This window comes from Thermaerobacter sp. PB12/4term (assembly GCF_003403315.2).
GTDB lineage: Bacteria > Bacillota > Sulfobacillia > Thermaerobacterales > Thermaerobacteraceae > Thermaerobacter.
The window spans coordinates 249,205-262,005 of record NZ_CP048407.1; the positions used below are offsets into that span (position 1 = coordinate 249,205).

Annotated in this window: 14 protein-coding genes; 10 read left to right on the top strand and 4 right to left on the bottom strand. The window is 67.9% G+C overall.

Features of this window, described 5'->3' with window-relative positions; genetic code table 11:
* Positions 1-29: 29 nt before the first annotated feature.
* A complete protein-coding gene (locus DYI95_RS01060; protein ID WP_116901218.1) occupies positions 30-722 on the top strand; it encodes a class I SAM-dependent methyltransferase in 693 nt (230 codons plus the stop codon).
* Between the two features lie 121 nt (positions 723-843).
* Here the strand turns inward: DYI95_RS01060 and DYI95_RS01065 are convergent, their stop codons facing one another.
* From DYI95_RS01065 to DYI95_RS01080, 4 genes are all read right to left on the bottom strand, one after another.
* Entirely contained in the window at positions 844-1,494 is a 651-nt protein-coding gene (locus DYI95_RS01065) for a thioredoxin family protein (protein WP_116901217.1), read from the bottom strand.
* Positions 1,495-1,691: 197 nt separating this feature from the next.
* On the bottom strand, positions 1,692-3,071 hold the full coding sequence (locus DYI95_RS01070) for an FAD-dependent oxidoreductase (protein ID WP_116901216.1): 1,380 nt from the start codon (positions 3,069-3,071) through the stop codon (positions 1,692-1,694).
* 110 nt (positions 3,072-3,181) lie between these two features.
* Entirely contained in the window at positions 3,182-3,583 is a 402-nt protein-coding gene (locus tag DYI95_RS01075) for a DUF302 domain-containing protein (protein ID WP_116901215.1), read from the bottom strand.
* A 167-nt stretch (positions 3,584-3,750) separates the two neighbouring features.
* Positions 3,751-4,116 (bottom strand): helix-turn-helix transcriptional regulator, encoded by a 366-nt coding sequence (locus tag DYI95_RS01080; RefSeq protein WP_116901214.1) that lies wholly within the window; start codon positions 4,114-4,116, stop codon positions 3,751-3,753.
* A 346-nt stretch (positions 4,117-4,462) separates the two neighbouring features.
* Between DYI95_RS01080 and DYI95_RS01085 the strand changes: the two genes are divergently transcribed.
* From DYI95_RS01085 to DYI95_RS01125, 9 genes are all read left to right on the top strand, one after another.
* Positions 4,463-4,804, top strand: a complete 342-nt coding sequence (locus tag DYI95_RS01085; RefSeq protein ID WP_116901213.1) for a rhodanese-like domain-containing protein — start codon at positions 4,463-4,465, stop codon at positions 4,802-4,804.
* Between the two features lie 14 nt (positions 4,805-4,818).
* Entirely contained in the window at positions 4,819-6,030 is a 1,212-nt protein-coding gene (locus DYI95_RS01090) for an MBL fold metallo-hydrolase (protein WP_116901212.1), read from the top strand.
* Positions 6,031-6,045: 15 nt separating this feature from the next.
* The gene (locus DYI95_RS01095) at positions 6,046-6,654 is read left to right on the top strand and encodes a sulfurtransferase TusA family protein (RefSeq protein ID WP_116901211.1); all 609 of its coding nucleotides are present in this window, start codon (positions 6,046-6,048) and stop codon (positions 6,652-6,654) included.
* 75 nt (positions 6,655-6,729) lie between these two features.
* The gene (locus tag DYI95_RS01100; protein WP_116901210.1) at positions 6,730-7,128 is read left to right on the top strand and encodes a DsrE/DsrF/DrsH-like family protein; all 399 of its coding nucleotides are present in this window, start codon (positions 6,730-6,732) and stop codon (positions 7,126-7,128) included.
* A gap of 116 nt (positions 7,129-7,244) precedes the next feature.
* The gene (locus DYI95_RS01105; protein ID WP_116901209.1) at positions 7,245-8,018 is read left to right on the top strand and encodes a sulfite exporter TauE/SafE family protein; all 774 of its coding nucleotides are present in this window, start codon (positions 7,245-7,247) and stop codon (positions 8,016-8,018) included.
* A gap of 233 nt (positions 8,019-8,251) precedes the next feature.
* The gene (locus tag DYI95_RS01110; protein ID WP_116901208.1) at positions 8,252-9,889 is read left to right on the top strand and encodes a beta-propeller fold lactonase family protein; all 1,638 of its coding nucleotides are present in this window, start codon (positions 8,252-8,254) and stop codon (positions 9,887-9,889) included.
* A gap of 334 nt (positions 9,890-10,223) precedes the next feature.
* A complete protein-coding gene (locus DYI95_RS01115) occupies positions 10,224-10,403 on the top strand; it encodes a hypothetical protein (protein WP_116901207.1) in 180 nt (59 codons plus the stop codon).
* Between the two features lie 84 nt (positions 10,404-10,487).
* Positions 10,488-10,970 carry a cytochrome c oxidase subunit II gene (locus tag DYI95_RS01120; protein WP_116901206.1) on the top strand — a complete coding sequence of 161 codons (483 nt, stop codon included), beginning with the start codon at positions 10,488-10,490 and terminating at the stop codon, positions 10,968-10,970.
* A 28-nt stretch (positions 10,971-10,998) separates the two neighbouring features.
* Positions 10,999-12,651 carry a cbb3-type cytochrome c oxidase subunit I gene (locus DYI95_RS01125; RefSeq protein ID WP_116901205.1) on the top strand — a complete coding sequence of 551 codons (1,653 nt, stop codon included), beginning with the start codon at positions 10,999-11,001 and terminating at the stop codon, positions 12,649-12,651.
* Positions 12,652-12,801 lie beyond the last annotated feature (150 nt).

Below are 12,801 nucleotides of genomic sequence, written 5' to 3' on the forward strand. Positions count from 1 at the left end.
GGGGTCAGAATGAAGGGGGAGGTGGGGGTATGGCATGCCCGCCGTTTTCGTCGAACCACGACGGTGCGGCCAACCACCCTGCGCCGGAGGCTGTGCGCCACGGGCACACGGGCCACGGTGCTGGGCACCACGGACCGTGGGAGGCCCAGGTCTCCTGGGCGGAGATCTTCGAGCACCAGAAACGGCGACAAGCCCTGGTGGAGGAATGGTTGAAGTGGCTGGATCTCCGGCCTGGGGATCACCTGGTGGACCTGGGTGCGGGCCCGGGGCTCACCAGCCTGCTGGCCGCCCGCCGGGTGCTGCCCCATGGCCGCGTGTACGCGGTGGACCACTGGCCCGAGGCCCTGCGCTTTCTGCGCCGGCAGGTGGAGGGAGAGGGACTCGACAACGTGCACGCCGTCCAGGCGGACATCGCCCAGGACGACCTGGCCGGGGTCATCCCGCCCCAGCACGCCCGCAAGGTGGTCCTGGCCCATGTGCTCCACCATGTTCCGGATCCGAGGGCAGTCCTGGGTCGCCTTCACCGCTGGCTGTTGCCGGGCGCCCGCATGGTGGTGGCGGAGTTCGATCCGGAGGGGGCCGGTGAGGTGGGCCCGCCCCGGGAGGAGCGCATTGCCGAGGCGGACCTGGCCGGATGGTTGACCGGTGAGGGTTTCAAGATCCTGGGTCGCAAGCACCATCCGGAGCATGAGCAGTACGCCATCCTGGTCGAGCCGGCTTGACCGGGGTGGGCATCCTTGCCCCTGCCGGCCGTCCTTGCCCGCCGCCCTGGCGGCGGGGTGCCACGACAACCCGCCGGCCTCCCCTGGAGACCGGCGGGTTGTCACGGCCGAGGGAACCCTGTCAGGAAAGGGCCTCCTTGATCAACGCCAGCAGGTGCGGTTCCGGCGCCGCGCCTTCAACGGCAGCCGACCCGTTCACCACGGTCTTGGGAACACCGAAGACCGCGAACCGGTTGGCCAGATCGGGGAACTCCATGGCCTCGATGGCGTCAGCCCGCACCCGGTCGCTGGCGAGGGCCATCTTATGAGCCAGGCGGACCGCCCGGGGACAGTACGGTCACGTCGGCGTGACGAACACCTGCAGGTGGACGTCGGTGTCCAGCGACCGCAGGTACGCCTCGGTTTCCGGGGACAGCCCCGCGACACCGCGGGAGACGTCGACGATGTCGTCGATCAGCGTCCCGAACTCGTAACCGGCCGGAATGCCGTAAAACCGCATCCCGGTGTCGCTGCCGTCCGCCCGGGCGAACAGGATGGCCGGGACCATGTCGACGCCGTGGCGCTCGGCCAGCTCGGGTTCCAGGTCGACATCGTGGACCTCAAGGGTGATGCGGTCGTCGAGCTCCGCCACCGCTTCCAGCAGCTGGCGGGTGTCCTCGCAGTAGGGGCACTCGTCTTTGTCTGCGCGGACGAACAGCTTGAGGACCACCGGTGATTCCATCGCCTCAAAGCGCCGCTGGATCTCCCGCCGGTCCTGATCGGAGATCTTCATCTCTTTCGTCACCTCCTCTCGGGGATCCCTCTCTTCGCGGATCCCGGGAGCCCCGGCCGGGCGGCGCGCCTGCCCGGTGATCGCCGAACACGCACCGTCCGACCGGAAACCTTCAAAACCAGTGAAACCAGCGCTCTCTCGGGAACAGTGTGCCCGCCTGCCGGGGCGACCGGCTGCATGCACCGTCGGAGACGCATCTAGTCCGACACGCCCCGGATGGCGTTCATGGCCTGGCGTGCGGCCACCAGCACCGGATCCCACACGGGCGCGAAGGGGGGTGCGTAGGCCAGGTCCAGTTCGTAGAGCTGGTCCACCGTCATGCCTGCATGGAGGGCCGCCACCAGCGTGTCGATGCGCAAGACGGCGTCGACCGGTCCCGCCATCTGGGCGCCCAGCAGGCGGCCGTCAGGCCCGTGGACCAGCCGGACGTGGAGCTTGCCGGCACCGGGGTAGTAGTGGGCGCGGGAGCCGTGGCGGATCGTCGTGGCCCCGGCCTCCAGGCCCGCCAACGCGGCCTCGCGGGCGGTCAGACCCGTACGGGCGACGCCCAGGTCGAATACCTTGACGATGGCCGTACCCAGTACCCCGGGGAAGCGGGCGTGGCCGCCGGCGGCGTTCTCGCCGGCCACGCGCCCCTGCTTGTTGGCCGTGGTACCGAGGGGAATGTAGGCGCGCCGGCCGCTGACCCGGTGGACGGTGTCGGTGCAGTCGCCGGCGGCATAGACGGACGGGTGCGACGTGCGCATGAACTCGTCCACCTTGATCGCCCGCCCGGCGCCCAGCTCGATGCCGGCCGCCTCGGCCAGCTCGGAATTGGGCCGCACGCCCACGGCCACCAGGACCAGATCGGCCGGCAGGGTGCGGGCGTCGGTGTCCAGCGCCCGCACGCGGCCACCGTCGCCCAGCACGGCCCGCGCCCCCTCGCCCAGATACAGCGCCACACCGTGACGGCGCAATTCATCGTGGACCAGCTCGGCCATCTCCCGGTCGAGGTTGGGCATGACCTGGGGGAGACGCTCGACGATGGCCACCTCCATGCCGACGGTGACCAGGGCCTCGGCCATTTCGAGCCCGACGTAGCCACCGCCGATGACGACCGCCTTGCGTCTCTCCTGGGCCACCAGGGCCCGGGCGTGCTCGCGGATGGCGATGCCGTCCTCGACCAGCCGCAGGAAATGGACACCCTTCAGGTCGAGGCCGGGAATGGGCGGCTCGACGGGGCGGGCGCCCGTGGCGAGGATCAAGGTGTCGAACTCCACCTGCCGCTGGCGCCCGGTCACGAGGTCGCGTACCTCCAGGTAGTGTTCGTCCGGATGAATGGCCGTGACCTCGTGCTGGACGTGAACGGCGATGTTGCGTTTCTGGCGGAAGAACTCCGGAGTGTAGACCACCAGCTCGCCGGGTTCGCGGATCAGGCCGCCGACGAAGTAGGGCAAGCCGCAAGAGCCGTACGAGACGAAGCCGCTGCGCTCGAACACCTCGATCTCCAGGTCAGGATCGAGGCGACGCGCCCGGGAGGCGGCGCTCATGCCGGCCGCGACGCCCCCGACCACCACCAGGCGCTTTCTCCGGGACATGGTCCACCATCTCCTGTGGGCTCGGGGCGGCGGCGGGTACGCTGGGCCGCTCGCCCCGCATCGGTCCCCACCGGCGCGGCCTGGCCGCCCCGGAAAAGGATGCGGCGGCCTCAGCGGGCCGCCGCATCCACCACCGCGCGCAGCTCCTGTTCCACCTCGGTCGCCAGGTCACGAAACCGCTCGTCGCCCAGCAGGCCGATCAGCGTCTGCGGGCGCAGCAGGCCGATCTTCGTGCGGTTGCCGTCGTTGCGGTCGGCGTACACCACGATCTTGCAAGGCAGCAGGTAACCGACCTTCTGATCGGTCTCTAGGGCCTGCTTGGCCTTGGCAGGATTGCAGACCTCGAAGATGTGGAACTCGGGTTCGAGGTGGAAGCCCTTCTCTTGCAGCTTCTCGTTGACGTGCAGGTGCCAGAGGGCGCTGAACTTCCGTTCCGCCAGCGCGGACTGCAGCGCTTGGATGGCCTCGTCCACCGGCTTGTCCGTGGCCACCGTGTAGTCCAGCTCCGCCATCGCCGATCCCTCCCTGCGGTTCCCGCCTGCGCTGGGCCCTGACCCGTTCGGCTGATGCGTCAACGGGCCGGTGGGCCCGGTTGGGGTTGTGCGGCGTTGACCTGCTCGGTGCGGGGCGCCGGCGTGCTTGGGCAGCCCCGCAAAGCCTGGCGTACGGGTTCGCCTCGTCACGGCTGCCCGGGTTGCGGACCGGCGCCGCTCTGAGCGGCCAGCATCGCACTGCGCCGCAAGTGCTCGAGGAGCACGTGGCGAACGGCCTGGCACGCTTCCAGGATCTCGCGCGAGGCGAGCCGGTAATACACGTTGAGCCCTTCCTTCCGCGACTCCACAAGTCCGTACTGGCGCATGAGGGCCAGGTGCTGGGAGAGGTTGGCGGTGGTGGTGTCGACGACCCGCGCCAGCTCACCGGCCGTCATCTCACCGCCGGCCAGGGTATACAGAATCTCCAGGCGCTTGGGGCTGGCCAGCACATGACAGAGTCGCGCCTGCAGCTCCAGCAACTGCTTTTCCGTGTCCGTCCGCTCCGCAGTCATGGGCTACCGCTTCCCCGGCTCCTTGCTAAGTAACTTCTTAACTACTCCCAATATGATCCCCCATGCGCCCGCTGTCAAGTCGATCTTCTCCTGCGCCCCGGCACGTCATCCGGATCACGGCGGGCGCACCGCGTGCCCCCGGCCCTACCCGGCGCGCGGTCCGGCTGGAACGGCCGGCACGAATCCGCATGGGGGTTGCACGCGGGGCAGGCACCTCGTAAACTGGTTGCTAGTTTCAGTAGTTGCTTAATCTCAAATAAGAATAGGCGTCATCCGGCTGAGCCCGGCAGGGTCGCCAGCAGGCGCCCCGGACCGCCGGTCCGGCCGGGGCCAAGGGGGGAACACCATGGCGATGCGCGCTCCGTGGCCGGACACCGTCACGCCCGAGGAGCTGCGCCGGCGGCTCGAGGCGGGCAACGCCCCGCTGATCGTCGACGTACGCGAGCCCGACGAGTACGCCGGCGGGCACATCCCGGGCGCGCGGTTGCTCCCGCTGGGGCAGGTACCCATACGGTACCGGGAGTTGCCGTCCGACCAGGAGATCGTCCTCGTCTGCCGGAGTGGGAACCGCTCCGGCCTGGCCCAGCAATGGCTGCAGGGGATGGGTTTCCGCAACGTCCGCAACCTGGTGGGCGGCATGCAGCGGTGGAAGGGCCCGGTGGAATACGGCCCCGGGCGGGGTCGATGAGGGGAGGGACAGAGGTGGACCCAAGGACGCGTACTCCCTCGGAAATCGATGCCGCTGAGCTCAAGCGGATGCTGGACCGGGGCGAAACCCCGTTCCTGATCGATCTCCGCAATGACGAGGAGTTTCGCCGCTGGCGGATCGAAGGCCGCCAGCCCCTGCAGATGATCCACGTGCCGTACTACGAGATCCTGGCCGAGGCCGAGGAAGACGACCTCATCGCATCCGCCAAGGCCTACGCGCGCCGGCACTGGGTGGACCACCTGCCCCGGGAAGGGCGGATCGTGGTCGTGTGCGCCCACGGCGGCACCTCCGGGTATGTGGCCCAGGGGCTCCGCGAGCTGGGCTATGACGCCGTCAGCTTGCGCGGCGGTATGATCGCCTGGGGCGACCACTACGAGTTTGTCCCCGTGGTGGAGGAAGAAGGCCTTGCCGTTTATCAGATCAACCGCCCGGCCCGCGGCTGCCTGAGCTATCTGGTGGCCTCGGAGGGGGAGGCGGTGATCATCGACCCCCTGCGCCACGCCGAGCGCTACCTGGAGTTCTCGCGCCGGCACGGCCTGACCATCACGCGGGTCCTGGACACCCACGCCCACGCCGACCACATCAGCAGTGGCGCCGAGCTGGCAGAACAACTGGGCGTGCCCTATCACCTGCACCCCTACGACGCCATTCACCCCATGGACGTGTTGCCCGCTACCTTCCGCTACCAGCCGGTGTACGACGGGCAGGAGTTCCGTGTGGGCCGTGCCACCTTGCGTGCAATCCATGTGCCCGGCCACACCCTGGGCCAGGTGGTCTACCTGCTGGACGGTCGCTACCTGTTCAGCGGCGACACCATCTTCGTGGAGTCCATCGCCCGACCGGACCTGGGTGGCCGGGCCGAGACCTGGACGCCCCTTTATTACCGGTCCCTTCTGCGCCTGATGGAACTGCCTGACGCGACGCTGGTTCTTCCCGGGCACTTCAGCCGGCCGCAGGAGGCGGACGCCCGCGGCCGCGTCGCCGGTACGCTGGGCGACCTCAAGCAGTCGAACGAGGGCCTGCAGGCCCTGGCAGCGGGCGAGCGGGCCTTCGTCGACTTCATCATGGGCCGCTTGCCGGAGTTCCCGCAGCAGTACGTGGACATCAAGCGGGTGAACACCGGTTTGCTGCGGCCGAGCGAGGAGCAGGCGTCCGAGCTCGAACTGGGGCGCAACGTCTGCGCGCTGGCGGAAGAAGCGGCCTGAGGGAGGGAGTCGTCCGTGAACGCTACGTTCAAGCCGAGCGCCACCGTGGATGCCCGCGGCCTTTCCTGCCCGTTGCCGATCGTGCGGGCGCGCAAGGCGATCGATGCCCTGCAGGTCGGGGAGATCCTCGAGGTGCTGGCGACCGACAAGGGCGCACCTGCCGATTTCCGGGGCTGGTGTGAGCAGACGGAGCACAAGTTCCTGGGCGTGGTGGAGGACGAAGGTTTCCTCCGGCTGTATGTCAAGAAGCTGGTCCCGGAAACCAAGGAGAAGGGACAGCTCTTCGAGCGCGAGATCAGCAGCCAGGAACTGGCCCGGCGCCTCGAGGCCGGGGACACGCTGACCGTTCTCGACGTGCGGGAACCGGAGGAGTACGAGGCCGGCCATATCCCCGGTGCCCTCTCCGTACCCATCGAGACGCTGTCCGAGTTTGCCGCCAAGCTCGACCGCACGGCGGAGATCGCCGTGGTCTGCCGCAGCGGCCGCCGCAGCGCCTATGGCTGCCGCATCCTGCAACAGGCCGGCTTCGAGAAGGTGGTCAACGTCGTGCCGGGCATGTCCGCCTGGTCGGGCCCGGTCGAGCAGGGCGGTGCCGGGGCTGCCCCGGCACCGGCATCCCGCTGACGTCACGCCGGCATTCGGGTGCCACGGGTCAAAACGGGCTTCCGGCACGGCGAAATCAGGAGGGAGGGGTACGCGGTGTCCGTCCGTCGCGTGGCCATCATCGCCAGCCACGGGAACATCGACGACGCGTACAAGGTGCTGAACATCGCCACGGCAGCTGCCGCCATGGGGGCGGAGGTCCAGGTCTTCTTCACCTTCGATGGCCTGAAGATCATCCATAAGGAAGCGAACCGGCAGTTGCCGGTGCCGGAGCACCTGCAGCCGGCGCTGGAGGGCTTCAAGAAGAACAACGTGCCTTCGGTGCCTGAGCTGCTGGAGATCGCCAGGGAATCGGGAGTCAAGCTGATCGGCTGCCAGATGACCATGGACGTCATGGGCATCGGCCTCGACGAGCTGGTGGACGGGGTCGAGCCTGGTGGCGCGGCCACCTTCCTGGCCTTTGCGGCCGAGGCCGACGTCAACGTCACCTTTTGAACGGTGGGACCGGGCGCCCGGGCCCGGTCCCGGGCGCCCGGTGCACCCCGCGGCCACGTGCGGTAACGGGGCGCTTCAGGAATCTGAGGACATGAGACAAGGGGAGGAAGGCCCGGATGAGCGCCCTCCTTTTCGTGATCGGCCTGGCTGGCGGGTTCTTCTCGGGATTGCTGGGGCTCGGCGGTGCGATCCTCATGGTTCCACTGCTCCTGTTCGTCCCGCCGCTGTTCGGCTTCCCGGCCCTGGACATGAAGCAGGTGGCCGCCATCACCATCGTGCAGGTGTTCTTCGCAGCGCTGTCCGGCATGGTGGTCCACTGGCGCAACCGGTTCGTCCACAAGGATCTGGTCCTGACCATGGGAGGAGCCAGCGCCCTCGCCGCCCTGGTGGGCGGCCTGCTGTCCGATCTGGTGAACGCCCGCGCGTTGCTCCTTCTCTTCGCCGGCGTTGCCACGGCCGCGGGCGTGCTGATGTTCCTGCCCCGCCGGGAAGAAGATCCGGACGCGACGGCGGACCACGTCCGCTTCAATCGGCCGCTGGCGGTGGCCATCGCCCTGGCGGTGGGGTTGGTGGGCGGGCTCGTCGGGGCGCCGGGCGCCTTCATCTATGTGCCCTTGATGATGTACCTGCTCAAGATTCCTACCCGGGTCACCCTGGGCTCGACCCTGGCCATCGTCCTCTTCACCGCCGCCTTCGGCATGGTGGGCAAGGTGGCGACGGGGCAGGTCGACTGGCCGCTGGCGCTGGCGCTGGTGCTGGGTTCGGTCCCCGGGGCCCAGGCGGGGGGGTATCTGTCGAAACGGGTCCGCGCCGGTGCGCTGCGCTGGATGGTCGCAGTCGTGGTCTGGGGGTCCGTGGTCCAAATGTGGCGCCAGGCCGTCTCCGGGTAACAGATTGTGCCGGCCGGGCAGGCCTCATCTCAAGAGGATTTCGGTCGCCAACACCGAATACGGTGCAAGTGATATGGAAGTGCAAATGATACGGAAGTGCAAGTGATACGGAGCTTCGATGCCGCGGTGACCGGCTGCCTGCGGGCCAGCGATGCCCTCAACATCTCAGGCCTGTGCGTCCAAGGCGCTGGTTCTCCGCGGCAGTGTCGTGCCTTGAAGGGGGTCCGTCGATCATGGGAGGGCACCGTCACGCGTCCGTGGAGCCATGCCGTGCTCGCGTACGTCCCGGCTCGCATGGGGCCACCCGCCTTGGCCTGGCCGGGCTGGTGGCCGCATCGCTGTTGCTCGCCGCGTGCGGCGGGGTGATGACCCCGGCGGCGACCTTCGATCCCGACTACGAGGTGCGCTGGTACGAGTCCCAGAACGCTGCCGGGCCGGAACTCGATCCCAAGTGGGACGGTAACGGCTGGCTCTACGTCGCCGACGAGGTGAGCCAGGGTGTCACCGTGGTCGACCTGGCCACGGGCGAGCCGGTGCAGTTCATCCGCACCGAGGGCGGGGTACCGCACCACCCCTACATTACCAAGGACCAGCGCTGGGTGCTGGTGACCATCCGCTACGGCGACTGGGTGGCGGCCATCGACACGGACAACGGCAACAAGGTACGCCGCATCGACCTGCCCAAGTCGGCCGACGGCAAGCCGGCGGGACCGCTGCACATGGGGCTGACGCCGGACGGCCGGTACGCGCTGGTCACGTTGAACGGCTCCGGCGCCGTGGCGGTGCTGGATGCCACGGACCCCAAGTTGTTGCGTGTGGTGGAGGTCGGGAAGAAGCCGCGTGACGTGGTGGTCACCCCCGACAGCAAGAAGGCGTACGTGAGCCTGCAGGCCGACACGCGGGTGGCGGTCCTCGACCTGGAGACCTGGAAGGTCGAGCACATCACGCGGACGGATACGGACTACGGTAGCGGTTCCGGCAGCGGCCTGGGGATGTCGGCCGACGGTAAGTACGTGGCCGTCGCCAATACCCTGGATGATGAAGTGATCATCATCGACACGGCGACGGACCGGATCGTCCACCGGGTCGGGAACGTGCCCAAGCCGGTGAACGTGGAATTCTTGGGCAAGACCCACGTCATCTCCACCGGCAACCGTTCCGACGGCTCCTTCTCCTTCATCGATGCGGACAAGGGCCAGCTGATCAGGACCGTCAAGACGGGCGGCGGGGCCAACATCGCCTACTACGGTCCCGACGGCAACGTGTGGGTGAACCACAACGGCGCCCAGCACATCAGCGTGCTGGACTTCGAGACCTTCGAGGTCATCAAGGAGATCCCGGTCGTCCAGAACCCGCACTGGATCTACTTCTCGCCGGACGGGAAGACCGCCTACGTCACCAACTGGGGCGCCAACTCGATCTCCATCATCGATGTGGAGAAGATGGAGCGCGTCAAGAACGTGACGGTGGGCCTCAACCCCAACGGCTTGGCGCTGAAGTCCAACGTCCCGCCGGACGTCATCGCCCGGTGGCAGGAGAACAAGGACCAGGCCAAGGAGGTCGTCGCCAAGGCCGCCAGGCTGGTGATGCCGGAGCCCCGCTCGGAGGCCGAGGCGTTATTCTTCCAGAAGTGCACGATCTGCCACGACGTGGGCCGCATCATCCGCAACAACGCCAGGGGTGACCAGTGGGACGCCATCGTGGAGAAGATGCGGGGCAACGGTGCGCCCATCGACGACCAGGAGGCCAAGATCATCGCCGAATACCTGAAGACGGACCAGCACCGCAGCTTGACCATCAAGACGGAGTTGCAGATCGAGCAGCCGCTGGATCCGGCGAAGGGCTACGAAGACGACGCCGCGGTGCAGTGAAGGCTAGCCGCGGTGGCGAGCCCGGCCGGTGACGGGGCCCTTCGCAACGGAACAGGGCCACGCGGCGATCCGCGGTGGTAGGTTCGCTGTGACACGTTTGCATCACGGGACCTGTGGGAACGACCCCCCGGTCCCGTTTTTGTTTGTCTTCCTCCTTCAAAAGAGAACCGCGTTCGCTTTCTCAGCCGGCGATCAGGTTCTACTCAGCTTGTGCTCAGGGTCGTGGCCGACAGTTAAGGTGGCGCCCGCCCCGGCGGCTGCGCGCCAGGGTTGCCCCAGTTCATGCGGGGGATTTCACCCCATGGAGGCGTTGAAACCTGGGAGGTGGGGAGGAATGGCCACGAGCATGCGGACCCCGGCGGAACGGCAGGCGCCGGCCCGGTCCATCCGGCCCAGGGCACGGGCGGAGGACATCCAGGCCCCGAAGGGGACGGTCCTGGTCACGTTCCTCTACCTGCTGGCGATTGCCGCGATGTGGGGCTTCATGTATCTCACGTTGCTGCGCAGTGCTTGATACTCCCGTTCCCATGAACGCTTCGGGGCCGCACGGCGGCCGGCCCGCCGGCGGCAGCCTGGTTGGGGGTAGGGGGCGAGCGTAGTGCACGTCGACCGTTACGAAAAAACGTGGATTGTGATCAGCGCGGCCTTTCTCGTCGTGCTGATCCTGGTGATCGCTTACACGACCTTCGGAATGAACATCCACCTGCCCGACTCGGGAAGCGCCCACGCGGCCCACGGGCAGGCGGCCCACGTCACGGCGAATGACCCGCCCTTCACCTCGCCCGGTATGCGCGCGGTGGGGTCCAACCAGTATGAGGTGGTCATGACCGCGCAGGTCTTCGGGTATGAGCCCAGCGAGATTCGCGTCCCCCGCGGCGCGGCGGTGGAATTCGTCCTGACCAGCAAGGACGTCATCCACGGCTTCCGCATTCCGGGTACCACGGTGAACGCCATGGTGGTCCCGGGCCAGGTAACACGGGTCCGCTACACCTTCGACCGGCCGGGCGAGTACACGTTCTTCTGCCACGAGTACTGCGGGATAGGGCACCACCTCATGTCGGGGCGGATCGTGGTCGAGTGAGGGGAGCGGCTGAAAGGGGGCCACGATGATGTACACCGGCAACGTTCCCGCGGAGTTTCGCCAAGATTACGCCGACGTGCGCAGGCATCTCTTCACGGCCATCTTCTTCGGCCTCGTGCTTGGCGTCTTGATGGGTCCCTTGCAGGCCCTGGACAAGGCGCGCATCGACTTGTATCCGTACGTGCCTTTCCTCAAGAGCTACTATCAGGGCCTCACCTTGCACGGCGTGGCCTTGGTACTGGTCTGGACCAGCTTCTTCAACGTCGGCTTCCTCACGTTCACCGCCGTGCGGGGCTTCGGCCGGCCCCTGCAAAGCCGGTTCCTCAGCCGCGCCACACTGGTGGTGATGTGGACCGGGCTGGCGCTGGCCCTGTGGGCGATTCTCACCGACCGCGCTACCGTCCTGTTCACCGCCTACGCACCCTTGAAGGGCCACTGGACCTTCTACCTCGGCGTGGCGCTGTTCGCCGTCATCGGCACCTGGTTGCTGGCCGCCAACGTATTCCTGACCTATCGCTCCTGGAAGCGGGACAATCCCGGCGCTAGGACGCCGCTGCTGGCGTTCGGTACGCTGGTCACGCTGGCCATGTGGACGCTGGCGACCGTCGGCGTGGCGGTGGAATTCGTGGTCTACCTGATCCCATGGTCGCTGGGCCTGCGCGAAGGCGTCGACCCGCTGTTGACCCGAAGCCTGTTCTGGCTGACCGGCCACCCCATCGTCTACTGGTGGCTGCTTCCGGCCTATATCTCCTGGTATTTCATGCTGCCGCGCCAGGTGGGGGGCAAGCTGTTCAGCGAGTCCATGGCGCGCCTTGCACTGCTGTTGTTCATCCCCTTCTCGCTGCCGGTCGGTGTTCACCACATGTACACCGATCCCGGCGTCGCCACCACCAGCAAGATGGTGCACGCGTTCCTCACCTTCGTGGTCTTCGTGCCCAGCCTGATCACGGCTTTTACCGTGGTGGCGTCCCTGGAGATCGGCGGCCGGCAGCGCGGGGGCCGGGGCTGGCTGGGCTGGATCCGGGCACTGCCGTGGAGTGAGCCGTCGGTGGCCGCGCAGCTGCTGGCCATGGTGCTCTTCACGATCGGCGGCGCCTCCGGCCTGATCAACGCCTCCTATGTGCTGAACCTGCTGGTCCACAACACGCTGTTCGTCGTCGGCCACTTCCACCTGACCGTGGGCAGCGCCGTGACCCTCACCTTCATGGGCATCTCCTACTGGCTGATTCCCGAGCTGACAGGCCGCCCGCTGCGCGGCAAGCGGGTCGCACTGGCCCAGGCGTGGCTGTGGTTCCTGGGCATGGCCGTCATGGGGCGGGGCATGGCCGTGATGGGGCTCGAGGGAGTGCCGCGGCGCACCTGGTGGTCCCAGGCGGCCTATCAGATCCCGGGGGCCCAGGACGGTGGCGTGCTGACGGCCGTGGGTGGGGCGCTGCTGTTCATCAGCATGCTGCTGTTCGTAGGCGTCATCGTCGCCACGATGCGTGGCGCCGAAGTTCCGGCCCGGCAGGAGGTCCCCGTTGCCGAGCCCCTGGACGGCGGCTTGCCGGTGCCGCCCTGGCTCAACCGCCTGACCCCCTGGGTCGTCGGGACCGTGATCCTCACCGTGCTGGCCTGGGGCCCCGTGGTCTGGGGACTCTTGCACTCGCCCTTCAGCGTTCCGGGCCTCAGGGCATGGTAACGGGCTCTACCGTGGCCCGTGACAGCGGTATTGACGGCGGACCTGTCCGGTCCGAGCTGGTGGCGCACCCGGGCCGGCAGCCGCCGTCCCGGCCCCGGCGGGGCCGGTTCGTCTTTTAGAGGCGACATGGTGACGCCCCTCCGAGCACGC